Raw genomic sequence first — 19,959 nt, 5'->3', positions numbered from 1 at the left:
AAATTCCCTGTTATTTGATTATTGTTGCGGTCAAAGACCTTGCAGGCGCAGCAACGCGATGCGGTGAACCTGGGCAAGGGCCTGGGCAAATTCGGTGTCCGGGTCGTTTTTAACCCGTTTTTCAAAGGCGGCCAGAATATCGCGGCGATGATATCCCTTTACCGCAAAAATAAACGGAAACCCGAATTTGGCTTTGTAAAGATCGTTCAGTTCAGTAAAGCTCGCCAATTCGTCGGGCGTGCATTGGTCAAGCTGTGCGCCGGTCTGCTCGGCCCGCGACGATGCCGTCAGGTCGGCCAGTTTCAGTTTCCCGGCCAGATCGGGATGGGCGCGAAGCAAGGCCAACTGTTCGGGTTTCACCGCCCGGTCCACAATCAGCGCCATGGCCGCGGCCAGTGTTTCCGGGGTGTCGAGGATATCGGGAATGCCTTCGTCATAAAGCCGTTCGGCAATCCACGGCGAATGTTCGTAAACCCCGCCATACAGATTGACAAACGCCTTGCGGGCCAGCGTGCTGGGCGGATTGGTGGCAAACAGCGATGCCGGATTTTTTGCCGTCATTTACCACCCCCCGGAAACGGATGATGCTTGCGCCAGTGGCGGGCAATGTCGATGCGCCGGGCAAACCACACATCATCATGGCCGCGCACATAATCGACAAACCGTTTCAGCGCGGCAAACCGGCCCGGCCGTCCAACCAGACGGCAATGCAGGCCAACCGACAACATTTTCGGGGTATGCACCCCTTCCTCGTACAAAATATCGAAACTGTCTTTCAAATACTGAAAATATTGTTCGCCGGAATTGAACCCCTGAAAGGCGGCAAACCGCATGTCGTTGACATCAAGGGTATAGGGCACAATCAGGTGCGGGGTTGCGGTCTGGGTGCTCCAGAACGGCAATTCGTCGCTGTAATCATCGGCATCATATAAAAATCCGCCTTCTTCGGCGACCAGACGCCGTGTATTGGGGCTGGTGCGGCCAGTATACCAGCCCAAAGGCCGTTCCCCGGTCACATCGCGGATGATTTCAATCGCCTTGTGCAGATGTTCGCGTTCCAGATTTTCATCGAAATACTGATAATCGATCCAGCGATAACCATGCGAACAGATTTCATGCCCGTCTTTCATCGCGGCTTCGCCCACCTTGGGATGGCGGGCCAGCGCCATGGCGACGGCAAAAATCGTGATCGGAATATCGCGTTCGCGAAACAGGTTCAGGATGCGCCACACCCCGACCCGCGATCCATATTCATAGATCGATTCCATGCTCATATGGCGGACACCCTTGCGCATGTCGGCCCCGACGATTTCCGACAAAAAGGATTCCGATGCGGCATCGCCATGCAGGATGCAGTTTTCACCACCTTCTTCGTAATTCAGGACAAACTGCACGGCAATCCGCGCCCCACCTGGCCAGTTGGCCTTGGGCGGATTGGGGCCATAACCGACAAGATCGCGGCCATAGTCCATATTGGTGCTGTCTGTCATTTCTGCCTCCTTGCGAAACCCGGTATTGTCTGTCGCGTTATTTGGTGTAGCATTCACCATTGGCTGCGGTGCAGCAAGAACGATCTCTTGCTGAAATCCGCCCGACTATCAAACTGATTTTGATAATGCTTGCCAACAGGTCCGCACCCTGAGGCCACTTTGCCCGAAATCCGCCGGTTCGTTTTTCAAAGAATTATTGATATAGTTTCACTTTATCCCCTCTTTCCCGGTCTGCGTTGCAATGCGACCTTTTTAAAAGATTATAAAAGAAATATCCGGTGGCAAAAACAGCCGGGATCAGAGGCAGGCAAATATCGCCAGATCGACCAACGCCAAACAAAGGAGGCCCCGCAATGGGACGCCTGACCACCCATGTGCTTGATACGGCAAGGGGATGCCCCGCCAGTGGCATCAAAATTGAATTGCGCCGTGTTGACAACGGACAGGGCGACCTTGTGGCAACCGCCATCACCAATGCCGATGGCCGCACCGATGCGCCGATGCTGGCTTCTGATGTGTTTCACACCGGCTGTTATGAATTGACGTTTTTCGCCGGGGATTATTTTGATGCAACCGGGCTGGATTTGCCGGACCCGAAATTTCTGGATCAGGTGGTGATCCGGTTTGGCCTGTCGGCGCAGGAAACGCATTATCATGTGCCGCTGTTGCTCTCGCCATTCGGCTATTCCACCTATCGCGGCAGCTGAGGCGCATGATGACAACCGCACCCCGCGATGATATCCGTTTTTTGCTGGGCGATGAAGAACGCCGTTTGCGCGGTATCGATCCGCAAATGACGGTTCTGAATTATCTGCGTTTGCAGGAACGCAAATGCGGCACCAAGGAAGGTTGTGCCGAAGGCGATTGCGGGGCCTGCACGGTGGTTCTGGGCGAGGCGGATGGCAAGGGTGGCCTGCATTATCGCACGGTCAATGCCTGTATTCAGTTCCTGCCGACCCTTGATGGTAAACAGGTCCTGACCGTCGAACATCTGAAATCACCCGATGGCAGTTTGCATCCGGTGCAACAGGCGATGGTCGATACCCACGGGTCGCAATGCGGGTTTTGCACACCCGGTTTTGTCATGAGCCTCTATCAGATGTGGCTGGATGGCGGAACGGATGACCGGGGGGCGATCAATGATGCGCTGGCCGGGAATTTATGCCGTTGCACCGGCTATGGCCCGATTATCGAGGCGGCCCGCAAGGCTGGCGGCATCGCCGCATCGGACCCGGTGGAACATCACCGCCGGATGGCGATTGCCGACCGGCTTGCCAGATTGACCAGCGATAAGGCGATGTTGGCGATAGAGCATCCGGCAGGCCGGTTTTTTACCCCGAAAACTGCCGACCAACTGGCGCAATTGCTGGTCACCCATCCCGATGCCACGGTTCTGGCCGGGGGGACTGATGTCGGTCTGTGGGTGACAAAACATCTGCGACGTCTGGACCCGGTGATTTATCTGGGCGATGTCGCCGATCTCAAAACGGTCGCGATGGTTGGCGATGATCTGCATATCGGGGCCGGGGCAACCTATAGTGCGGCGCATGACGCCCTGGGCCATCTGTCGCCCGATCTGGGCGAACTGGTGCGGCGCATCGGATCACGGCAAATCCGCAATGCCGGAACCGTCGGGGGCAATATTGCCAACGGGTCGCCGATTGGCGACATGCCGCCCGCCCTGATTGCGCTGGGCGCGCGGCTGGTTCTGCGGATGGGCGATGTCCGGCGTGAAATCCCGCTGCAAGATTTCTTTATCGCCTATGGCAAACAGGACCGGGCGAAGGGTGAATTTGTTGAAAAGGTAATTGTGCCCAAACCGGCGAATGCGACACAGTTCAGGGCTTATAAAATTTCCAAACGGTTCGATCAGGATATCACCGCCGTTCTGGGCGCATTTGCGATAACGCTGGAAAACGGTGTGGTGGCGGATTTGCGCGTCACCTTTGGCGGCATGGCCGCAACGCCGATGCGGGCCCGCCAGTGCGAGGATGCCCTGCGTGGCAAGCCGTGGAATACGGCAAATCTTGAAGCCGCCCGGCAGGCACTTGCCCGCGATTTCACCCCGATGAGCGACATGCGCGCCTCGAAGGAATACCGGACACTGGTCGCGCAGAATCTGTTGACCCGGTTGTATTTTGAAACGACATCGCCCGGTGTGGCGACCCGTCTTGTCGGGGCGGAGGCCATGGCCCATGCTTGAAACCCCCGATATCCTGATGCCGACACCGGGCCTGTCTGGCGGGGTCGGCCGTGCCAGCAAACATGACAGCGGTCCGAAACATGTGACCGGCGAGGCGGTCTATGTCGATGATATCAACGAACCGCTGGGCACCTTGCATCTGGCACCCGGTGGGGCGACCATCGCACATGGCCGGATCACGAAAATGGATCTGTCCAAAGTCCGGTCTGCGCCCGGTGTGGTCTGTGTTTTGACCGCCGATGATATTCCGGGAGTCAATGATATCTCCCCGGCCCATACCCATGATGAACCGGTTCTGCCCGACGGGCTTGTGCAATTTTACGGGCAGCCGGTGTTTTGCGTGGCCGCCGAAACTCGCGAACAGGCCCGCGCTGCCGCCCGGCTGGCCGTGATTGACTATGACGAATTGCCCGCCATTCTGTCGATTGACGAGGCCCTGGCCCAGCAACTTTATGTCGCCCCGCCCCATGTGATGCGGCGCGGTGATGCCACATTGGCCCTGTCACGCGCCCCCCGTCGCCGGGCGGGCCGGATGCACATAGGCGGACAGGATCATTTTTATCTGGAAGGGCAGGTGTCGCTGGTGGTGCCGATGGAGGATGGCGATGTCTTCATCCATTGTTCGACCCAGCATCCGTCCGAAGTCCAGCATAATATCGCCAATGTACTGGGCCGCCCGGCCAACGCCGTGACGGTCGAGGTCCGGCGCATGGGCGGCGGTTTTGGTGGCAAGGAAACCCAGGCCATGCAATGGGCCGCCCTTGCGGCGATTGTCGCGGTCAAAACCGGACGCCCGGCCAAATTCCGTCTGGACCGCGATGACGATATGATCATGACCGGCAAACGTCATGATTTCATTGTTGATTACGATGTCGGCTTTGACGATGACGGGCGGATTTGCGGGCTGGATCTGCAATATGCCGCCAATTGCGGGTTCTCGGCCGATTTGTCGGCGGCGATTGCCGATCGGGCGATGTTTCATACCGACAATGCCTATTATCTGGGCGATGTCACTGTCCGGTCCTATCGTTGCAAGACCAATCTGGTGTCCAATACCGCCTTTCGCGGCTTTGGCGGGCCGCAGGGCATGATGGCGATTGAACGCATCATTGATGAAATCGCCCTGACCATCGGGGCCGATCCGCTGGATGTGCGGATCCGCAATTTTTACGGCAAGACCGACCGCAACATCACGCCCTATCATATGGTGGTCGAGGATAACGTCCTGCCGGAACTGACCAATGATATCGTCAAATCTTCCGATTATCGCCAACGCCGGGCCGATATCGCGGCCTTTAACGCGACAAGCCCGGTTTTAAAACGCGGTATCGCGATCACGCCGGTCAAATTCGGCATTTCCTTTACCACCACCTTCCTCAATCAGGCCGGCGCACTGATCCATATTTACAGCGACGGGTCGGTGCATCTCAATCACGGCGGCACGGAAATGGGGCAGGGCCTGTTTGTCAAGGTCGCCCAGGTGGTCGCCGAGGAATTCCAGATTGATCTCGACCTGATCAAAATCACCGCCACCAATACCGGCAAGGTGCCCAATACATCGGCCACGGCGGCGTCCAGCGGTGCGGACATGAATGGCATGGCGGCGCGGAATGCCGCGATCATCCTGAAAAACCGCCTGATTGATTTTGCCGCCGGTCATTACGGCGTTGCCACCGATGATGTGCGCTTTGTGCCGGGTCGGGTGCAAATTGGCGACGTGGCCGATATCGGTTTTGCCGAACTGGTCAAACTGGCCTATCTCGGTCGGGTGTCCTTGTCGGCGACCGGGTTTTATGCAACGCCAAAAATCCATTACGACCGCGAAACCGCATCGGGGCGACCCTTTTACTATTTCGCCTATGGCATGGCTTGTAGCGAGGTAATGATCGATACCCTGACCGGCGAAAACAAGGTGACTCGGGTCGATATCCTGCATGATGTCGGCCGGTCGCTGAACCCGGCGATTGATCGTGGCCAGATCGAAGGCGGCTTTATTCAAGGCATGGGATGGCTGGCATCCGAGGAATTATACTGGGATGATGCCGGACGATTGCGCACTCATGCACCCTCCACCTATAAAATCCCGGCCTGTTCGGATTATCCACAGGATTTCCGGCTGGCATTATGGTCCGCCGGACGCAATGTCGAAGACAGCATTCATCGGTCAAAGGCGGTGGGCGAACCGCCTCTGATGCTGGCGATTTCGGTGCATCGGGCAATTGCCGATGCGATTGCGGCGGTCGGTGATCATAAAATCATCCCGGTTCTTGATACCCCGGCGACCCCCGAAGCCATCCTGCGGGCGGTATCAAGGGTTGCTGCTGAAACGGCGGGGGGCGGACGATGATATCCCTGTCCACCCTGCGGTTGTTGTTGCAATCGGCCGAACCGCTGGTTCTGGTCAGTATTGCGGCCATTCGCGGATCAACCCCGCGCGAGGCCGGGGCCTTTATGGTGGTCAGTGCCGGTGATGTTGCCGGCACCATTGGAGGCGGCAATCTGGAACATCAGGCGACGGCCCGCGCCCGGGGTATTTTGCAACATCCCGATGCCCCGTTGGTGGAACAGGTTCGCTATCCGCTGGGGCCGACATTGGGTCAGTGTTGCGGCGGGTCGGTCGATGTGGCGTTCCATGTTCTGGACCCCGCGCAAAAACGCGATGTTCTGGCGGCCCTTGATGCGGCGGCATCTGGCAATCGCTGGATGGCGTTATCGCTTGATGGTCGGGGTGCCATCCTGTCGGGGACGGAAATTTCGGCGCAATGTGCGGCGTCTTTTGGTCTGCTGCGCGGGGGAATCACGCAAATTGCCGGGCGCGATGTTCTGGCCCTGCGTCTGGATGCGGCGGCAACGCCGCTATGGCTGTTCGGGGCGGGGCATGTCGGACAGGCAATTGTCCGGGCGCTGGAAGTTTTGCCGTTTGATATTCATTGGGTTGATTCGCGCCCCGATTACCTGGCGGGCCGCGATGACGTAAATGTTCAATTCCATAACAGTCCCGATCCGTGGGAAGAAGTGGCCGATATACCGTCCGGGGCGATGGTGCTGATCCTGACCCATTCGCATATGCAGGATTATGACATTTGCCGGGCGGCGTTGCGGCGCGACGATATCGGTTTTGTCGGCATGATCGGCAGTCAGACCAAACGCGCCCGGTTTATCCGGCGGTTACAGGATCGCGGTCTTGGCGACGGTCAGATTGCGCGTCTGACCTGCCCGATTGGCCTGCCGGGGATTACCGGCAAACAACCGGCCATCATTGCGGCGTCGGTGGCGGTGCAATTGTTGGCGGTACGTGAAAATCTGATGGCGCAAGGCGGTGCTGTAATGCTAAACGGCCGCGTTTATAAAGGAGAAACCGGCTGTGTGTGACGCCAGACACCAACATATGCGCCATGCCGTGCAATTGTCGCGGACCAAAATGGACGAAGGATGCGGCGGGCCGTTTGGCGCGGTGATCGTCAGGGATGGCAAGGTCATTGCCGAAGGCTGGAACAATGTCACCTCCAGCAACGATCCGACCGCCCATGCCGAGGTATCGGCGATCCGGGCGGCGTGTGAAATCCTTGGCACGTTTGATTTGTCGGGATGCGAGATTTACACCAGTTGCGAACCCTGCCCGATGTGTCTGGCGGCAATTTACTGGGCGCGGATCGACCATATTTATTATGCCAACGGGCGCGAGGATGCGGCGGCCATCGGCTTTGACGATCAGTTCCTGTATGACGAGGTTGCAAAACCTGTATCCGCACGGTCCTTACCATGTGATCATATCGAATTGCCCGAGGCCCGCGAGGTGTTTCAGGCCTGGGCAGAAAAAGAAGACAAAATTCCATACTGAGACAGTTTGATCAGAACGCCGGACGCGGTTAAAACGCACAGGCGACGATGATCGGGGCGCAATCGGGGGATGGCAAGAGTGACGGCAGATACCGGCAATTCCGGAGAAATGGCAGCAACCAGACAGGATGCCGCACAGCTTGAAGTGTGCGGCGTGACCAAGGCCTTTCCGGGTTGCATTGCCAATGACGATATCAGTTTCCGCATCGAACCGGGCGAAATCCATGCGCTTTTGGGCGAAAACGGGGCCGGGAAAAGCACGCTGGTCAAAATCATGTATGGCGTGTTGCAGGCCGATTCCGGCGAGATTTTGTGGAACGGCCAAAAGGTCGATATCACAAGCCCGCATGTGGCGCGGGATATGGGCATTGGTCTGGTGTTTCAGCATTTCTCGTTGTTTGAAACCATGACGGTTCTGGAAAACATCGCACTGGCGATGAATGATGTCCGCGATATGGATGTGCTGCGCAAACGTGTGCTGGAGGTTGAAAAAACCTATGGCCTGCCGCTGGACCCGGATCGTCATGTCTATACATTGTCGGTGGGCGAACGCCAGCGCATCGAAATTGTGCGCTGCCTGCTGCAAAATCCGAAATTGCTGATTCTTGATGAACCGACATCGGTATTGACGCCGCAAGAAGTCGAACGCCTGTTTGAAACCCTGCGCCGTCTGTCGGCCGAAGGATGCGCCATCCTCTATATCAGCCACAAATTGCACGAGGTGAAATCCCTGTGCCATCGTGCCACCGTGTTGCGCGCAGGCAAGGTGGTGGCGGTCTGTGATCCGGCGGTTGAAACTGCCAAATCAATGGCCGAAATGATGATCGGCCAGAAACTGGTGGCACCGGATCGGGGCGAGGCCCGCATACCGGGTGCTGTCCGCCTTGCGATCAGCAACCTGTCGCTGATTACCGATGAACCATTTGGCACCGATCTTAAAAACATCAATCTGACGGTACGCGGCGGCGAAATTGTCGGTGTTGCCGGGGTGGCGGGCAATGGACAGAACGAATTGTTCCGCGCCCTTGCCGGTGAAACCGAAATTTCCGGCGATGCCGGGTGCATTGCAATTGACGGGACGGCGGTGGCGCATTTCGGCCCGCGCCGTCGCCGCCGTCTGGGGGCTGCCTTTGTGCCCGAAGAACGCAACGGGCATGGCGCAATCCCCGATATGAGCCTGTCGGAAAACGCCTTTCTGACCGCGTTTCGGCGCATGGCTCTGTCGGCGCGGGGCTTGATCCGCGAAGTCCCGACGCGGTCCTTTGCCAACAGCATCATCAAAACCTTTGACGTGCGCACCACCGGCGCCGGTGCCGAGGCGGGCAGCCTGTCGGGCGGGAATTTGCAAAAATTCATCGTCGGGCGCGAAATCATGCAGGACCCCGGCGTTCTGGTGATTTCCCAACCGACCTGGGGTGTCGATGCCGGGGCGGCCAGCGCCATTCATCAGGCCCTGATCAATCTGGCGGCCAAGGGCACGGCGGTTCTGGTGATTTCGCAGGATCTGGACGAAATTTTTGCGATTTGCGACCGGGTGGTGGTGATGTCGGCGGGCAATATGTCGGCCTCGCGCCCGATGGACGCGGTCAGTATCGAGGAAATCGGTCTTTTGATGGGTGGCCTTCATGACCTTGAAGGCAATGTGGCGCAAACCGAAGGAGGCCATGTTGATCAGGCTTGAACCCCGCCGCCAGCATTCGCAGGCAATGGTTTATCTGTCGCCGGTTCTGGCGATTATCCTGACGCTGATGGCCGGGATGGTTATTTTCAGCATCATGGGCAAGGACCCGCTGCGGGCACTCCATACGTTCTTTATCCTGCCGGTCAATAACATCTATGGCATCACCGAACTGTTTGTAAAGGCAACGCCGCTGGTCATTATCGCCATTGGTCTGGCGATGGGGTTTCGCGCCAATGTCTGGAATATCGGGGCCGAAGGCCAATTGACGATGGGGGCGATTTTTGGTGGCGGGCTGGCCCTGCTGTTTCATGACAGCACCAGTGTCTTCCTGTTGCCTGCCATGCTGGTGATGGGGGCGTTGGGCGGGGCATTCTGGGCGGCAATCCCGGCCTGGTTGCGTACCCGCTTTAACGCCAATGAAATTCTGACCAGTCTGATGCTGACCTATGTCGGGGTTCTGGTCCTCAGTTATCTGGTGCATGGCCCGTGGCGCAGCCCGGATGGCTTTAATTTTCCGGAATCGCGACCTTTTCCGGCCGCCGCCCTGTTGCCGGTGATTTATGATGGCACGCGGGTGCATCTGGGATCGCTGATTGCCTTGCTGGCGGTGGTTGGTGGCTGGATCTTGTTATCGAAATCGGTGATCGGGTTTCAGTTGCGCGTGGTCGGCAAGGCCCCGCAGGCCGCCCGCCATGTCGGGTTCCGGCAAAAACGCATGGTGTGGTTTACCCTGCTGTTATCGGGCGGTCTGGCCGGTCTGGCCGGGTTGTTCGAGGTTGCCGGACCCATCGGGCAGCTCCAGCCGCAAATTTCGCCCGGTTATGGCTTTACCGCGATCATTGTTGCCTTTTTGGGCCGGTTGCATCCGGTCGGCATTCTGTTTGGTGGTTTGATCATGGCTCTGACCTATCTGGGCGGGGAACTGGCCCAGATCATGATGGGCCTGCCCAATGCCGTGACCGGCCTGTTTCAGGGGATTTTGCTGTTTTTCCTGCTGGCCTGTGATGTTTTGACCAAATACCGCGTCCGTTTCGGATCGGCGGCACCGAAAGGGAGGGCCGCATAATGGAATGGTTCGTTCCGATTATTCTGACCGTGATTACCGCCTCAACCCCCTTGTTGCTGGCGGCGACCGGTGAACTGGTTGCCGAAAAATCCGGCGTTTTGAATCTGGGCGTTGAAGGCATGATGCTGGTTGGCGCGATTGCCGGTTTTGCGGCAACGGCATCTTCCGGATCGGCGATTTTGGGTATTCTGGCGGCGGTGGTGGCCGGGGTGCTGATGTCGCTGATTTTTGCCTTTCTGACCCTGACCCTGATGGCCAATCAGGTGGCGACCGGGCTGGCCCTGACGATTTTTGGCGTCGGGTTTTCGGCCCTGATCGGGTCGGGGTTTGTCGGATTCCCGATTCAACCCCTGCCGGGGCTGTCGATCCCGTTTGTATCCGGTATTCCGGTGATCGGACCAATTGTATTTGGTCAGGATTTTCTGGTTTATCTGTCGATTGCCGGGGTGATCGGGGTGTCGTGGTTTTTGACACGGACCCGGGCCGGGCTGATTTTAAAGGCGGTCGGGGATTCCCATTCATCGGCCCATGCCATTGGTTATTCGGTGATTCGCATCCGCTATATGGCCACATTGTTTGGCGGGGCGATGGCCGGTTTGGGCGGGGCATATCTGTCGCTGGCCTATACGCCGATGTGGGCGGAAAACATGACGGCGGGCCGGGGCTGGATTGCGCTGGCGCTGGTGGTGTTTGCCACCTGGCGTCCGGGGCGGCTGTTGCTGGGCGCTTATATGTTTGGCTGTATTTCGGTGCTGCAATTGCATGCGCAAAGTGCCGGTGTGCATATCCCGTCACAATTCATGTCGATGTTGCCTTATCTGGCGACGGTGATCGTTCTGGTGATCATTTCCAGCGACCGCGCCAAAATCAGGCTTAATGCGCCTGCCTGTATCGGGCAGGCGTTCCGACCGGCGCAATAAGACCGGCGGAAAAGGGAGGAAGCGCGTTTTGGCGCGTTTAAATTAGCAGATTGTTGATTGCTCAGGCGATTGGGTTTAAATCCTGATCAGATACTTTACAGGGAGACCATCTAATGAATGTTCGTTTTATGAAGCGTACAATGGCCGCAATGATGGCTGTTGGCGCATTGGCGGCCGGTGCGGGTGCGGCACAGGCCGAGGACGCCAAGGTCGGCTTTATCTATGTCGGGCCGATTGGCGACCATGGCTGGTCCTATCGTCATGATATCGGCCGTTTGGCCATTGAAGAAGCCCTTGGCGACAAGGCGACCACAACCTATGTCGAAAGCGTGCCCGAAGGGGCCGACGCCGAACGTGTGATCCGTCAGTTGGCCCAGACCGGCCATAACCTGATTTTCACCACCTCGTTCGGTTTCATGAACCCGACGCTGAAAGTTGCGGAACAGTTTCCCGATGTGAAATTTGAACATGCAACCGGTTTCAAACGCACCGATAACGTATCGACCTATGCCGCCCGTTTTTACGAAGGCCGTTATATTGCCGGTGTGATTGCTGGCAAAATGACCAAATCGAACATCATCGGTTATGTCGGGTCGTTCCCGATCCCCGAGGTGGTGCGCGGCATCAATTCCTTCATGCTCGGCGCATGGTCGGTCAATCCCGACGTTCAGGTGAAAATCGTCTGGGCCAACACCTGGTATGATCCGGGCAAGGAAGGCGACGCGGCCAAGGCCCTGATCGATCAGGGGGCGGACATCATGGTGCAACATACCGACAGCCCGGCCCCGCTTCAGGTTGCCGAAAATCGCGGCATTCTTGGTTTTGGCCAGGCATCCGACATGATCAAATTCGCACCGAAAGCCCAGATGTCGGCGATTGTCGATAACTGGGACAAATATTATGTCGCCCGCGCCCAGGCCATCGTCGATGGCACTTGGGAATCCATCGATACATGGGGTGGTATCAACACCGGCATGGTTGAAATGGCCCCTTACACCAACATTCCCGATGACGTGAAGGCAATGGCCGAAGAAATCGAAGCCAAAATTGCGTCGGGCGAACTGCATCCCTTCACCGGGCCGATCTATGATCAGGCCGGTGAATTGCGTATCGCCGAAGGCGCTGTCGCCGATGACGGCATGCTGTTGGGCATGGACTGGTACGTTAAGGGCATTGATGCCGAACTGCCGAAATAAGCAGAACGGTTCGTGACAAAACCCCGCATTCGTAACTGAACCGGATGCGGGGTTTTCGTTTCCGGCCATAACGGCGGCATGGCATCCCGGGGCAAGGACGCGCTATATACTGGGTCAAACCGATTTTCAGGATAAGGAGAAAACAGAATGGCGCATCATGAAAGCCTGATCGCAGCCCTGCCCAAGACCGAACTTCACATCCATATCGAAGGCAGTCTTGAACCCGAAATGATGTTTGACCTGGCGGGTCGCAATGGCGTCAAATTGCCTTATGCCAGTGTCGAGGAAACCGGTGCGGCCTATCAATTCTCGAATTTGCAGGATTTTCTTGATCTGTATTATCAGGGCATGTCCGCCCTGATGACCGAACAGGATTATTTCGATCTGACCTATGCCTATCTGAAACATTGCGCCGATGACAATGTCCGCCATACCGAAATCTTTTTTGATCCGCAGGGTCATGTCAGCCGGGGTGTTGATTTTAAAACGGTGTTTGACGGGGTGTCCCGCGGGCTTGAGGCCGGGTTTGATGAATTTGGCATTTCGCATGAAATCATCATGTGTTTCCTGCGTCATCTGGACGAAGACGACGCCGAACGCATGCTGGATCTGGCCTTGAATTATCGCGACAGGATTGTCGGCGTCGGGCTGGACAGTTCCGAACTGGGTCATCCACCGTCAAAATTCAAAAATGTCTTTCGCCGGGCGCGGGATGCCGGGTTCAAACTGGTGGCGCATGCCGGTGAAGAAGGCCCGCCGGAATATGTGTGGGAAGCGATTGATGTTCTGGGTGTTGACCGGATTGATCACGGCAACCGGGCGCTGGAAGACAAGGAACTGGTGCGCAGACTGGCGCGGGACAAAATGCCATTGACGGTTTGTCCGCTGTCCAATCAGCGCCTGTGCGTTGTGCCGGATTTGAAAAAACATCCGATCCAGCGCATGCTGGATGCCGGATTGGTGGCGACGCTCAATTCCGATGATCCGGCCTATTTTGGCGGCTATATGAACGATAATTTCAATGCCCTGGATCAGGCCCTGTCGCTGGGCCGCGATGAAATTGTCGGGCTGGCCCGCAATGGCTTTGTCGCCGCCTTTTGCGATGAAGATCGCAAAAGCGACCTGTTGCGCGATTTTGACCGGGCCGTTGCCACCCTTTAAAGGCTATCGACAAGGCCGGATTTTTCATCCGGTTTTTTGGGGGCGGGTTCGACTTCTTCGTAAAACACCATGTCGGAACGCGGATGACACAGGGCATACAGGGCGGCGCGCAGAAACCGTAATTTGACCTTTTTGCTCCGCGCCTTGCCCGACCATTTTTCGCGAAACAGTTCCATGTCATCACGCCGGGAGAAATAAATCACCATATCGACAAACGGTGCCGATTGTTGGGCGCGGGGCAATTCGATATTGCGAATACCCATGGTCCAGCGATCCGACCGGATGTTTTTATCGAGCCAGTCCAGCACCAGTTGCGCCGAACGTTTTTCGTGAATAACAACCCGATAGGGAAAATCGCGCAAATCCTTGCTCATGCCATACCCCAATCAATGAAAGCACCATGATGACGGTAAATTCGCGGTCGCCAAAGATATTTTTATTCATGGGTCCGTCCCCTGAACTCGTTTATAATAATTCGACAATTAAGTCTTCATGGCTGTGTTCCAACATGTTATGCGAACATCACAGGCACGATACAAGACGGCATGATACGCCGTCAGACAGGGCAATCGGGGTGGAAACGTGACCGAGACACTGAAAAAACCGACACCAACCGGCAAGGAACGGCATTTTGCGGCCGACGAGCTGATTGTCAGCAAGACCGATCTTAAAGGCCGGGTGACTTACGCCAATGATGTTTTCCTGAAAATCGCCGGTTATCGCGAAAGCGAAATTCTGGGGCAGCCGCATTCCCTGATCCGTCATCCGGATATGCCGCGCTGTGTTTTCAAACTGTTATGGGATGAAATATCGGCCGGGCGCGAAATTTTCGCCTATGTGATCAATATGGCAAAAAACGGCGATCATTACTGGGTCTATGCCCATGTCACGCCCAGTTTTGATCAAAAAGGTGCGATCATTGGCTATCATTCCAGCCGTCGGGTGGTGGACCCCAGGGTGGTGAATGACGTGATCAAGCCGCTTTATGCCCAGTTGCGCAAAATCGAAGAAAGCCACGCCAATCGCAAGGATGGCATGAATGCCGCGATGGAGGCCGTTGTCGCCAAACTGCAAAGTGCCGGTGTCAGCTATGACCAGTTTGTGCAAAGCCTGTAATCCCAGAAAGTCGAGGTTTGAAGATGTCCCTGTTTGGCGGTTCCCATAAATCAGGTATCAAAAAGGCGCTGGATGTGGTCGAGGCGGCGGCGCGGGGCGATTACGAAGCCCGCATCACCCATATCGACAGCCATCCCGATATGCGCGACCTGTTTAATGCCATCAACCGGCTGATTGATCGCAATGATGCGTTTTTGCGCGAAAGTGCCGCCTCGATGGGCGCAGTCAGCGAAAACCGTTATTACCGTCGCATCGTTGAAACCGGTCTGGTCGGCAATTACCTGGTCTCGGCCAAAAAGATCAATGCCGCCACGGCGTCGATTGAACATAAATTGTCGGGTTTCCAGAAAAAAGTCGAAGAATTCCGCAGCGGGTCCTTTGATGCGGTCGATCAGATTGCCGATGCGTCGGGCGCCTTGGAACAGGCCTCAAACGATGCCAACAGGATCGCCCATGAAACCAGCACGCGCTCAACCAATGTTGCCGCCGCGGCCCAACAGACCGCCGATAATGTCTCAAGCGTTTCCAGCGCGTCCGAGGAACTGAACCAGTCGATCCGCACCGTGTCCGAACAGGCCCGCGAATCTGTTGATATTGCCCATCGTGCCAATGGTCTGGCCCAGGAAACCGATGGCCGGATCGGGCAGTTGGAAACCGCGGCGGTGGAAATTGTCGAGGTGGTCAGCTTTATCCGCGATATTGCCGCCCAGACCAATCTTCTGGCCCTGAATGCAACGATTGAGGCGGCGCGTGCCGGCGAAGCAGGCAAGGGCTTTGCCGTGGTCGCCAACGAGGTCAAGGGGCTTGCCAATCAGACCAGCAAGGCAACAGAATCAATCGAGGAAAAGGTCCGCGACATTCAGAATGCGATTGAAATGTCGGTGGGCTCGATCCGCGAAATCGCCAGTGTGATTGACGATCTGGCGGCACGGTCCGACCTGATTTCAAACAATGTCGATACGCAATCGGCCCTGTCGGGCGACATTACCCACAGTGTCGAACAGGCATCGTCCGGGTCGCGCAATGTGACGGAAAACATCACGGCCGTTTCCGATATGGCGATGAAAACCGGCCATGCCGCCGAAACCACCCGCGAAATGGCCGCAAGGCTCGCCCGGCAGGCCGATACGCTGCGCACCCAGCTGGGCGGGTTCCTCGATGATATTGCGGACTTGCTTTATACCTCGTCGCGGAAATAACATCCTTCGGGTCCTGTGCCATGCACAAGCGTCCGGCCCGAACCGTGCCGGACGTTTTTGTTGAAGGAGTATCGCCATGCGCGTTTTTTTCAATTCCAGCCACGATGCCCATGACGGGCAGGGGGAAATGCATCACGGGCGCATGGTGCCGTGTTTTGACAATGCCCGGCGCATGGGCCTGATCCGCGATGCGGTGGCGCTGGCGGTCAAGGCGCAACTGGTTGATCCGGCCGATCATGGCATGGCACCGATAACCGCCATTCATGATCCCGCCTATCTGGCCTTTATCGAAAACGCATGGCGCGACTGGCAGGCCGCAGGCCATACCGGCGATGCCTTTCCCTATATCTGGCCGACCGCCGGGCTTGCCGGGGGCGCGCCGACCCATATCAGTGCGCGGCTGGGGCAATATGCCTTTTCATCCGATACGCCGATCACGCCGGGCACATGGAAGGCGGCTTATTGGGGGGCGCAAACCGTGGTGTCGGCGGCCGATGCCGTGATGAAGGATGGCGAGGCGGCCTTTGCCCTGACACGTCCGCCGGGGCATCATGCCCATGCCAACCGCTATGGCGGATATTGTTTTTTGAATAATTGCGCCATCGCCGCACAGTATATGCGCGACAAAGGCGCAAAAAAGATTGTTGTGCTGGATGTCGATTATCATCACGGCAATGGCACGCAGGATATTTTCTATGAACGGGCCGATGTCCTGACGGTTTCAATCCATGCCGATCCCAAAGACCATTTTCCGTTTTTTCTGGGCTTTGCCGACGAAACCGGGCGGCTGGACGGGCAGGGCGCCAATCTGAATATCCCCCTGCCGGGCGGAACCGATTTTGGCGGCTGGTCACAGGCCTTTGCCCGCGCCATGCAAAAAATCCTGGGATTTCAGGCCGATGCCCTGGTGGTCGCCCTGGGCGTTGATGCCCACGAAGCCGAACCGATTTGCGATTTCAAACTGGTGACCGATGATTTCAACCGCATCGGTCAGATGATTGGCCGTCTGGGCCTGAAAACCCTGTTTGTGATGGAAGGCGGCTATGCCCATGATGTGATCGGGCAAAATGTCGCCGGGGTTCTGGGCGGCTATCTGTCACAAGCCAAAACGTGACTTTCATTGACAATTCTTCATCTTCCGGTTACGTTACATGTAACGTTTCGGAGGATGGATTGATGGTTGCATCGGTATCGGAAAGAGTCAAAAAGCACCGGGCAGCCTTGCGCGCCGCCGGTCTGCGCCCGATTCAAATTTGGGTGCCAGACACCCGCCGCCCCGGTTTTGCCGAAGAATGCCGTCGGCAATGTCTGGTAGTGGCCAAGGCCGAAGCCGAAGATCGTGATCTGGCCGATTTTATGGATGCAGCCCTTGCCGATATGGATGATGAATGGCAGGCGTAAAGCGGGGTGATCTGGTAACGGTCGCCATTCCCGGAGATTTCGGGAAACCCCGCCCGGCCCTGATCATTCAGGCCGATGCTTTTCCGGCCATCGGGACCGTCACGGTTCTGCTTTTGTCAGGCACCATCATCACCGCCCCGATCATTCGGCTTGATATTGTGCCGTCGCCTGTGAACGGTTTGCGCAAACCGACACAGATCATGATCGACAAAATCATGTCGGTCCGCATTGAACGGGTTGGCAAGGTGATAGGCCGCCTTGACGACGATAATATGCTGGCGGTCAATCAGTCTCTGGCGCTGTTTCTGGGCTTTGCCTAACCCTTCTCCCACGGCGGGGTGCCGCCAAATTCACCGACCAGAAAATCGACAAGGGCGCGAACCCGCGTCGGCAAATAACGGTTTTCGGGATACAGCGCATAAACCGCATGGGCGGGCGGGGTATAATCCGGAAGGATGGTCACAAGACGCCCGTCTGCAATCAGATCGCCCACATCCCACATCGATTTCAGGGCAATACCATGTCCGTCAAGGCACCAGCGCGTCAGGACCTCGCCATTATCGGAATCCATCGATCCGGAAACCGACAGGGTCACCGGGCCCTCGGTATCGGGGCCGTTCAGAACCCATTGAAATTGCCGCGATCCGGGAAACCGCAACAACAGGCAGTTATGCTGCAACAAATCGGTGGGTATTACCGGCGTGCCATGCCGTTTCAAATAGGCCGGGCTTGCGACCAGAACCCGGCGGTTGGACGCCAGTTTGCGCACAATCAGCGAACTTTCCTTCAGATCGGCAATGCGGATTGCAACATCGACCTTGTCCTGCAGCAAATCAAACAGCCGGTCGGACAAATGCAGGCGCATTTGCACATCGGGGTTCTTTTCAACAAATTTCGGGATGATCGGGGCGACGAATTTATTGCCGAACGCCACCGGGCAGGTCAGGGTTACCGGGCCGCGCGTGGTGTTTTTCTGATTGGCAATGGCGTTTTCGGCTTCTTCCATTTCCGCCAGAATGCGCAGGCAATGCCGGTAATAAACATCCCCTTCGGTCGTCAGGCTGACGCGCCGGGTGGTGCGGTTCAACAACCGGACGCCAAGGCGTTCTTCCAGCCGCGCAATGCGGTTCGATACCACGGCGGCCGAATGACGCAATTCGCGCCCGGCCCCCGAAAGATTGCCAAGTTCCGCCACCCGGACAAAAATCTGGATGTCCTCAAAATCGGACATGGGGCCTGCCTCTCACTCTGTCGCTATCTTGTTTGTTTTGCCGCCACTGTGCCATTTTAAAAAATAACTTGAAAGTCATTTCGATTATGCCCGTACCCTAAATAATAGGGCGGGCACGGGGGCTGTGTTAGGAAAATACGATCTGGAAAAATTCAGAAAGATTGCCTGCACGGGTCTTGCAAGGCAAAACGGATATCAGGGGCGGGGCCGGTTGCCGGTCAGACGGAGGGAGAGCAGGTGGAAATTGCATTTCAGGACTGGATCAATCTGATATTGCGCTGGGCGCATCTGATTACCGGCATCGCGTGGATCGGGTCTTCTTTCTATTTTGTCTGGCTGGATTTATCGCTGCGCAAGCGTCCGGGCATGGAAGACGGCGTATATGGCGATGCCTGGCTGGTGCATGGCGGCGGGTTTTACCATGTCAATAAATGGATGGTCGCCCCCACAACCATGCCGCCCGATTTGCACTGGTTCAAATACGAGGCCTATTTCACCTGGCTGACCGGCTTTGCCCTGCTGGTGACGATGTATTACTGGAGTGCCGAAAGCTATCTGATCGATCCGTCGGTTTTGCCGCTGGGCAAATGGGATGCGATCATTATCAGTTTGCTAAGCCTGATCGCGGGCTGGGTGATTTATGATGTGATGTGCAAAAGCGCGATTGGCAAAAATACCGGGACACTGGCGGTCGGGGTGTTTGTGCTGGCGCTGGCGGCGTCCTGGCTGTTTACCCATGTGTTCAGCGGGCGGGGTGCCTTCATTCATGTGGGCGCGATGCTGGGCACGATCATGGCGGCCAATGTCTTTGTCATCATCATTCCCAATCAGAAAAAAGTCGTCGCCAGCCTTCTGGCCGGGGAAAAACCCGACCCCAAACTGGGCTTGCAGGCCAAACAGCGTTCCACCCACAATAATTACCTGACCCTGCCGGTCTTGCTGATGATGATCAGCAACCATTACCCGATGCTGTTTTCCCATGATCTGTCATGGGTGATTGTCGGCCTGATCCTGATCATTGGCGGTCTGGTCCGGCATTTTTTCAACACCCGTAATGCCGGCGGGCAGGGCCGGGCGATTGCATGGCAATTGCCCGCCGCCGGGGTTGGCATGGCCATTCTGGCGATGTTTGCGTCCTATGATCCGAATGCCGCATCCCATGCCGGGGCGGATGTGATTGCATCGGGCAAGGCGATTGAAATCATTCAGACCCGCTGCGCCAGTTGCCATTCGTCACATCCAACCGACGAAGGTTTTGACGAGGCCCCATCGGGGGTGATGTTTGATGATCTCGATCAGATCCACGCCAATGCGCAACGCATTCTGGCGCAGGCGGTGATTGGCCGGGCCATGCCGCTGGGCAATATGACGGAAATGACCGACGCGGAACGGGGCGATCTCGGTCGCTGGATCCGGGCGGGGATGCCGGAATAACCCGGCAAAACGGATCACGGG

Annotated in this window: 20 protein-coding genes; 16 read left to right on the top strand and 4 right to left on the bottom strand. The window is 56.8% G+C overall.

Annotated elements, in window-relative coordinates; all coding sequences use genetic code 11:
* Positions 1–30: 30 nt before the first annotated feature.
* Positions 31–561: a 2-oxo-4-hydroxy-4-carboxy-5-ureidoimidazoline decarboxylase gene (gene uraD, locus Q8O73_RS12615; RefSeq protein WP_305558518.1), complete on the bottom strand. Its 531-nt coding sequence runs from the start codon at positions 559–561 to the stop codon at positions 31–33.
* Entirely contained in the window at positions 558–1,490 is a 933-nt protein-coding gene (gene puuE / locus Q8O73_RS12610) for an allantoinase PuuE (RefSeq protein WP_305558517.1), read from the bottom strand. Before puuE ends, uraD begins: the two co-directional genes overlap by 4 nt.
* A 353-nt stretch (positions 1,491–1,843) precedes the next feature.
* Between puuE and uraH the strand changes: the two genes are divergently transcribed.
* The 10 genes from uraH (at position 1,844) to Q8O73_RS12560 (ending at position 13,557) form a co-directional block, all read left to right on the top strand.
* Positions 1,844–2,197 carry a hydroxyisourate hydrolase gene (gene uraH, locus Q8O73_RS12605; protein WP_305558516.1) on the top strand — a complete coding sequence of 118 codons (354 nt, stop codon included), beginning with the start codon at positions 1,844–1,846 and terminating at the stop codon, positions 2,195–2,197.
* Positions 2,198–2,202: 5 nt separating this feature from the next.
* Positions 2,203–3,693 (top strand): xanthine dehydrogenase small subunit, encoded by a 1,491-nt coding sequence (xdhA, locus tag Q8O73_RS12600; protein ID WP_305558515.1) that lies wholly within the window; start codon positions 2,203–2,205, stop codon positions 3,691–3,693.
* Positions 3,686–6,040, top strand: coding sequence for a xanthine dehydrogenase molybdopterin binding subunit (xdhB, locus tag Q8O73_RS12595; protein WP_305558514.1), 2,355 nt, complete (start codon positions 3,686–3,688; stop codon positions 6,038–6,040). The genes xdhA and xdhB overlap by 8 nt, the downstream gene beginning before the upstream one ends.
* Positions 6,037–7,065 carry a xanthine dehydrogenase accessory protein XdhC gene (gene xdhC / locus Q8O73_RS12590; protein WP_305558513.1) on the top strand — a complete coding sequence of 343 codons (1,029 nt, stop codon included), beginning with the start codon at positions 6,037–6,039 and terminating at the stop codon, positions 7,063–7,065. Before xdhB ends, xdhC begins: the two co-directional genes overlap by 4 nt.
* On the top strand, positions 7,058–7,534 hold the full coding sequence (locus tag Q8O73_RS12585; protein ID WP_305558512.1) for a nucleoside deaminase: 477 nt from the start codon (positions 7,058–7,060) through the stop codon (positions 7,532–7,534). Before xdhC ends, Q8O73_RS12585 begins: the two co-directional genes overlap by 8 nt.
* A gap of 108 nt (positions 7,535–7,642) precedes the next feature.
* Entirely contained in the window at positions 7,643–9,214 is a 1,572-nt protein-coding gene (locus Q8O73_RS12580; RefSeq protein ID WP_305558987.1) for an ABC transporter ATP-binding protein, read from the top strand.
* A complete protein-coding gene (locus tag Q8O73_RS12575; protein ID WP_305558511.1) occupies positions 9,198–10,280 on the top strand; it encodes an ABC transporter permease in 1,083 nt (360 codons plus the stop codon). The genes Q8O73_RS12580 and Q8O73_RS12575 overlap by 17 nt, the downstream gene beginning before the upstream one ends.
* On the top strand, positions 10,280–11,200 hold the full coding sequence (locus Q8O73_RS12570) for an ABC transporter permease (protein ID WP_305558510.1): 921 nt from the start codon (positions 10,280–10,282) through the stop codon (positions 11,198–11,200). The genes Q8O73_RS12575 and Q8O73_RS12570 overlap by 1 nt, the downstream gene beginning before the upstream one ends.
* Before the next feature lie 128 nt (positions 11,201–11,328).
* Complete coding sequence (locus Q8O73_RS12565) at positions 11,329–12,396, top strand: BMP family ABC transporter substrate-binding protein (protein ID WP_305558986.1); 1,068 nt, start codon at positions 11,329–11,331, stop codon at positions 12,394–12,396.
* Between the two features lie 147 nt (positions 12,397–12,543).
* The gene (locus tag Q8O73_RS12560) at positions 12,544–13,557 is read left to right on the top strand and encodes an adenosine deaminase (RefSeq protein WP_305558509.1); all 1,014 of its coding nucleotides are present in this window, start codon (positions 12,544–12,546) and stop codon (positions 13,555–13,557) included.
* On the opposite strand, the gene Q8O73_RS12555 is transcribed toward Q8O73_RS12560, so the two are convergent.
* The gene (locus Q8O73_RS12555; RefSeq protein WP_305558508.1) at positions 13,554–13,931 is read right to left on the bottom strand and encodes a hypothetical protein; all 378 of its coding nucleotides are present in this window, start codon (positions 13,929–13,931) and stop codon (positions 13,554–13,556) included. The genes Q8O73_RS12560 and Q8O73_RS12555 overlap by 4 nt on opposite strands.
* Positions 13,932–14,139: 208 nt before the next feature.
* Between Q8O73_RS12555 and Q8O73_RS12550 the strand changes: the two genes are divergently transcribed.
* From Q8O73_RS12550 to Q8O73_RS12530, 5 genes are all read left to right on the top strand, one after another.
* Positions 14,140–14,673, top strand: a complete 534-nt coding sequence (locus tag Q8O73_RS12550) for a PAS domain-containing protein (RefSeq protein WP_305558507.1) — start codon at positions 14,140–14,142, stop codon at positions 14,671–14,673.
* Positions 14,674–14,696: 23 nt separating this feature from the next.
* Entirely contained in the window at positions 14,697–15,872 is a 1,176-nt protein-coding gene (locus Q8O73_RS12545; RefSeq protein WP_305558506.1) for a methyl-accepting chemotaxis protein, read from the top strand.
* A gap of 76 nt (positions 15,873–15,948) precedes the next feature.
* The gene (locus tag Q8O73_RS12540; protein ID WP_305558505.1) at positions 15,949–16,986 is read left to right on the top strand and encodes a histone deacetylase family protein; all 1,038 of its coding nucleotides are present in this window, start codon (positions 15,949–15,951) and stop codon (positions 16,984–16,986) included.
* A gap of 62 nt (positions 16,987–17,048) precedes the next feature.
* Positions 17,049–17,273, top strand: coding sequence for an antitoxin MazE family protein (locus Q8O73_RS12535; RefSeq protein WP_305558504.1), 225 nt, complete (start codon positions 17,049–17,051; stop codon positions 17,271–17,273).
* Positions 17,261–17,593, top strand: a complete 333-nt coding sequence (locus Q8O73_RS12530; RefSeq protein ID WP_305558503.1) for a type II toxin-antitoxin system PemK/MazF family toxin — start codon at positions 17,261–17,263, stop codon at positions 17,591–17,593. Before Q8O73_RS12535 ends, Q8O73_RS12530 begins: the two co-directional genes overlap by 13 nt.
* Here Q8O73_RS12530 and Q8O73_RS12525 read toward each other — a convergent pair.
* Entirely contained in the window at positions 17,590–18,504 is a 915-nt protein-coding gene (locus Q8O73_RS12525) for a LysR family transcriptional regulator (RefSeq protein WP_305558502.1), read from the bottom strand. The two genes, Q8O73_RS12530 and Q8O73_RS12525, sit on opposite strands and share 4 nt — an antisense overlap.
* A 237-nt stretch (positions 18,505–18,741) precedes the next feature.
* On the opposite strand from Q8O73_RS12525, the gene Q8O73_RS12520 reads away from it, so the two are divergent.
* Positions 18,742–19,938: a urate hydroxylase PuuD gene (locus Q8O73_RS12520; protein WP_305558501.1), complete on the top strand. Its 1,197-nt coding sequence runs from the start codon at positions 18,742–18,744 to the stop codon at positions 19,936–19,938.
* The last annotated feature ends 21 nt before the right edge of the window (positions 19,939–19,959 follow it).

The organism is Thalassospira sp., from assembly GCF_030690045.1.
Taxonomy (GTDB): Bacteria; Pseudomonadota; Alphaproteobacteria; order Rhodospirillales; family Thalassospiraceae; genus Thalassospira.
This window is presented reverse-complemented; position numbering and strand designations above follow the sequence as displayed.

What these genes read in the sequence shown, in the direction of transcription:
- xdhB (WP_305558514.1), top strand. Translation starts at nt 3,686, where the DNA reads ATGCTTGAAACCCCCGATATCCTGATGCCGACACCGGGCCTGTCTGGC.
- Q8O73_RS12565 (WP_305558986.1), top strand. Translation starts at nt 11,329, where the DNA reads ATGAAGCGTACAATGGCCGCAATGATGGCTGTTGGCGCATTGGCGGCC.
- Q8O73_RS12560 (WP_305558509.1), top strand. Translation starts at nt 12,544, where the DNA reads ATGGCGCATCATGAAAGCCTGATCGCAGCCCTGCCCAAGACCGAACTT.
- Q8O73_RS12540 (WP_305558505.1), top strand. Translation starts at nt 15,949, where the DNA reads ATGCGCGTTTTTTTCAATTCCAGCCACGATGCCCATGACGGGCAGGGG.
- xdhC (WP_305558513.1), top strand. Translation starts at nt 6,037, where the DNA reads ATGATATCCCTGTCCACCCTGCGGTTGTTGTTGCAATCGGCCGAACCG.
- uraD (WP_305558518.1), bottom strand. Translation starts at nt 561, where the DNA reads ATGACGGCAAAAAATCCGGCATCGCTGTTTGCCACCAATCCGCCCAGC.
- Q8O73_RS12555 (WP_305558508.1), bottom strand. Translation starts at nt 13,931, where the DNA reads ATGAGCAAGGATTTGCGCGATTTTCCCTATCGGGTTGTTATTCACGAA.
- Q8O73_RS12530 (WP_305558503.1), top strand. Translation starts at nt 17,261, where the DNA reads ATGGCAGGCGTAAAGCGGGGTGATCTGGTAACGGTCGCCATTCCCGGA.
- Q8O73_RS12575 (WP_305558511.1), top strand. Translation starts at nt 9,198, where the DNA reads ATGTTGATCAGGCTTGAACCCCGCCGCCAGCATTCGCAGGCAATGGTT.
- Q8O73_RS12545 (WP_305558506.1), top strand. Translation starts at nt 14,697, where the DNA reads ATGTCCCTGTTTGGCGGTTCCCATAAATCAGGTATCAAAAAGGCGCTG.
- uraH (WP_305558516.1), top strand. Translation starts at nt 1,844, where the DNA reads ATGGGACGCCTGACCACCCATGTGCTTGATACGGCAAGGGGATGCCCC.
- Q8O73_RS12535 (WP_305558504.1), top strand. Translation starts at nt 17,049, where the DNA reads ATGGTTGCATCGGTATCGGAAAGAGTCAAAAAGCACCGGGCAGCCTTG.
- puuE (WP_305558517.1), bottom strand. Translation starts at nt 1,490, where the DNA reads ATGACAGACAGCACCAATATGGACTATGGCCGCGATCTTGTCGGTTAT.
- Q8O73_RS12525 (WP_305558502.1), bottom strand. Translation starts at nt 18,504, where the DNA reads ATGTCCGATTTTGAGGACATCCAGATTTTTGTCCGGGTGGCGGAACTT.
- xdhA (WP_305558515.1), top strand. Translation starts at nt 2,203, where the DNA reads ATGATGACAACCGCACCCCGCGATGATATCCGTTTTTTGCTGGGCGAT.
- Q8O73_RS12580 (WP_305558987.1), top strand. Translation starts at nt 7,643, where the DNA reads ATGGCAGCAACCAGACAGGATGCCGCACAGCTTGAAGTGTGCGGCGTG.
- Q8O73_RS12570 (WP_305558510.1), top strand. Translation starts at nt 10,280, where the DNA reads ATGGAATGGTTCGTTCCGATTATTCTGACCGTGATTACCGCCTCAACC.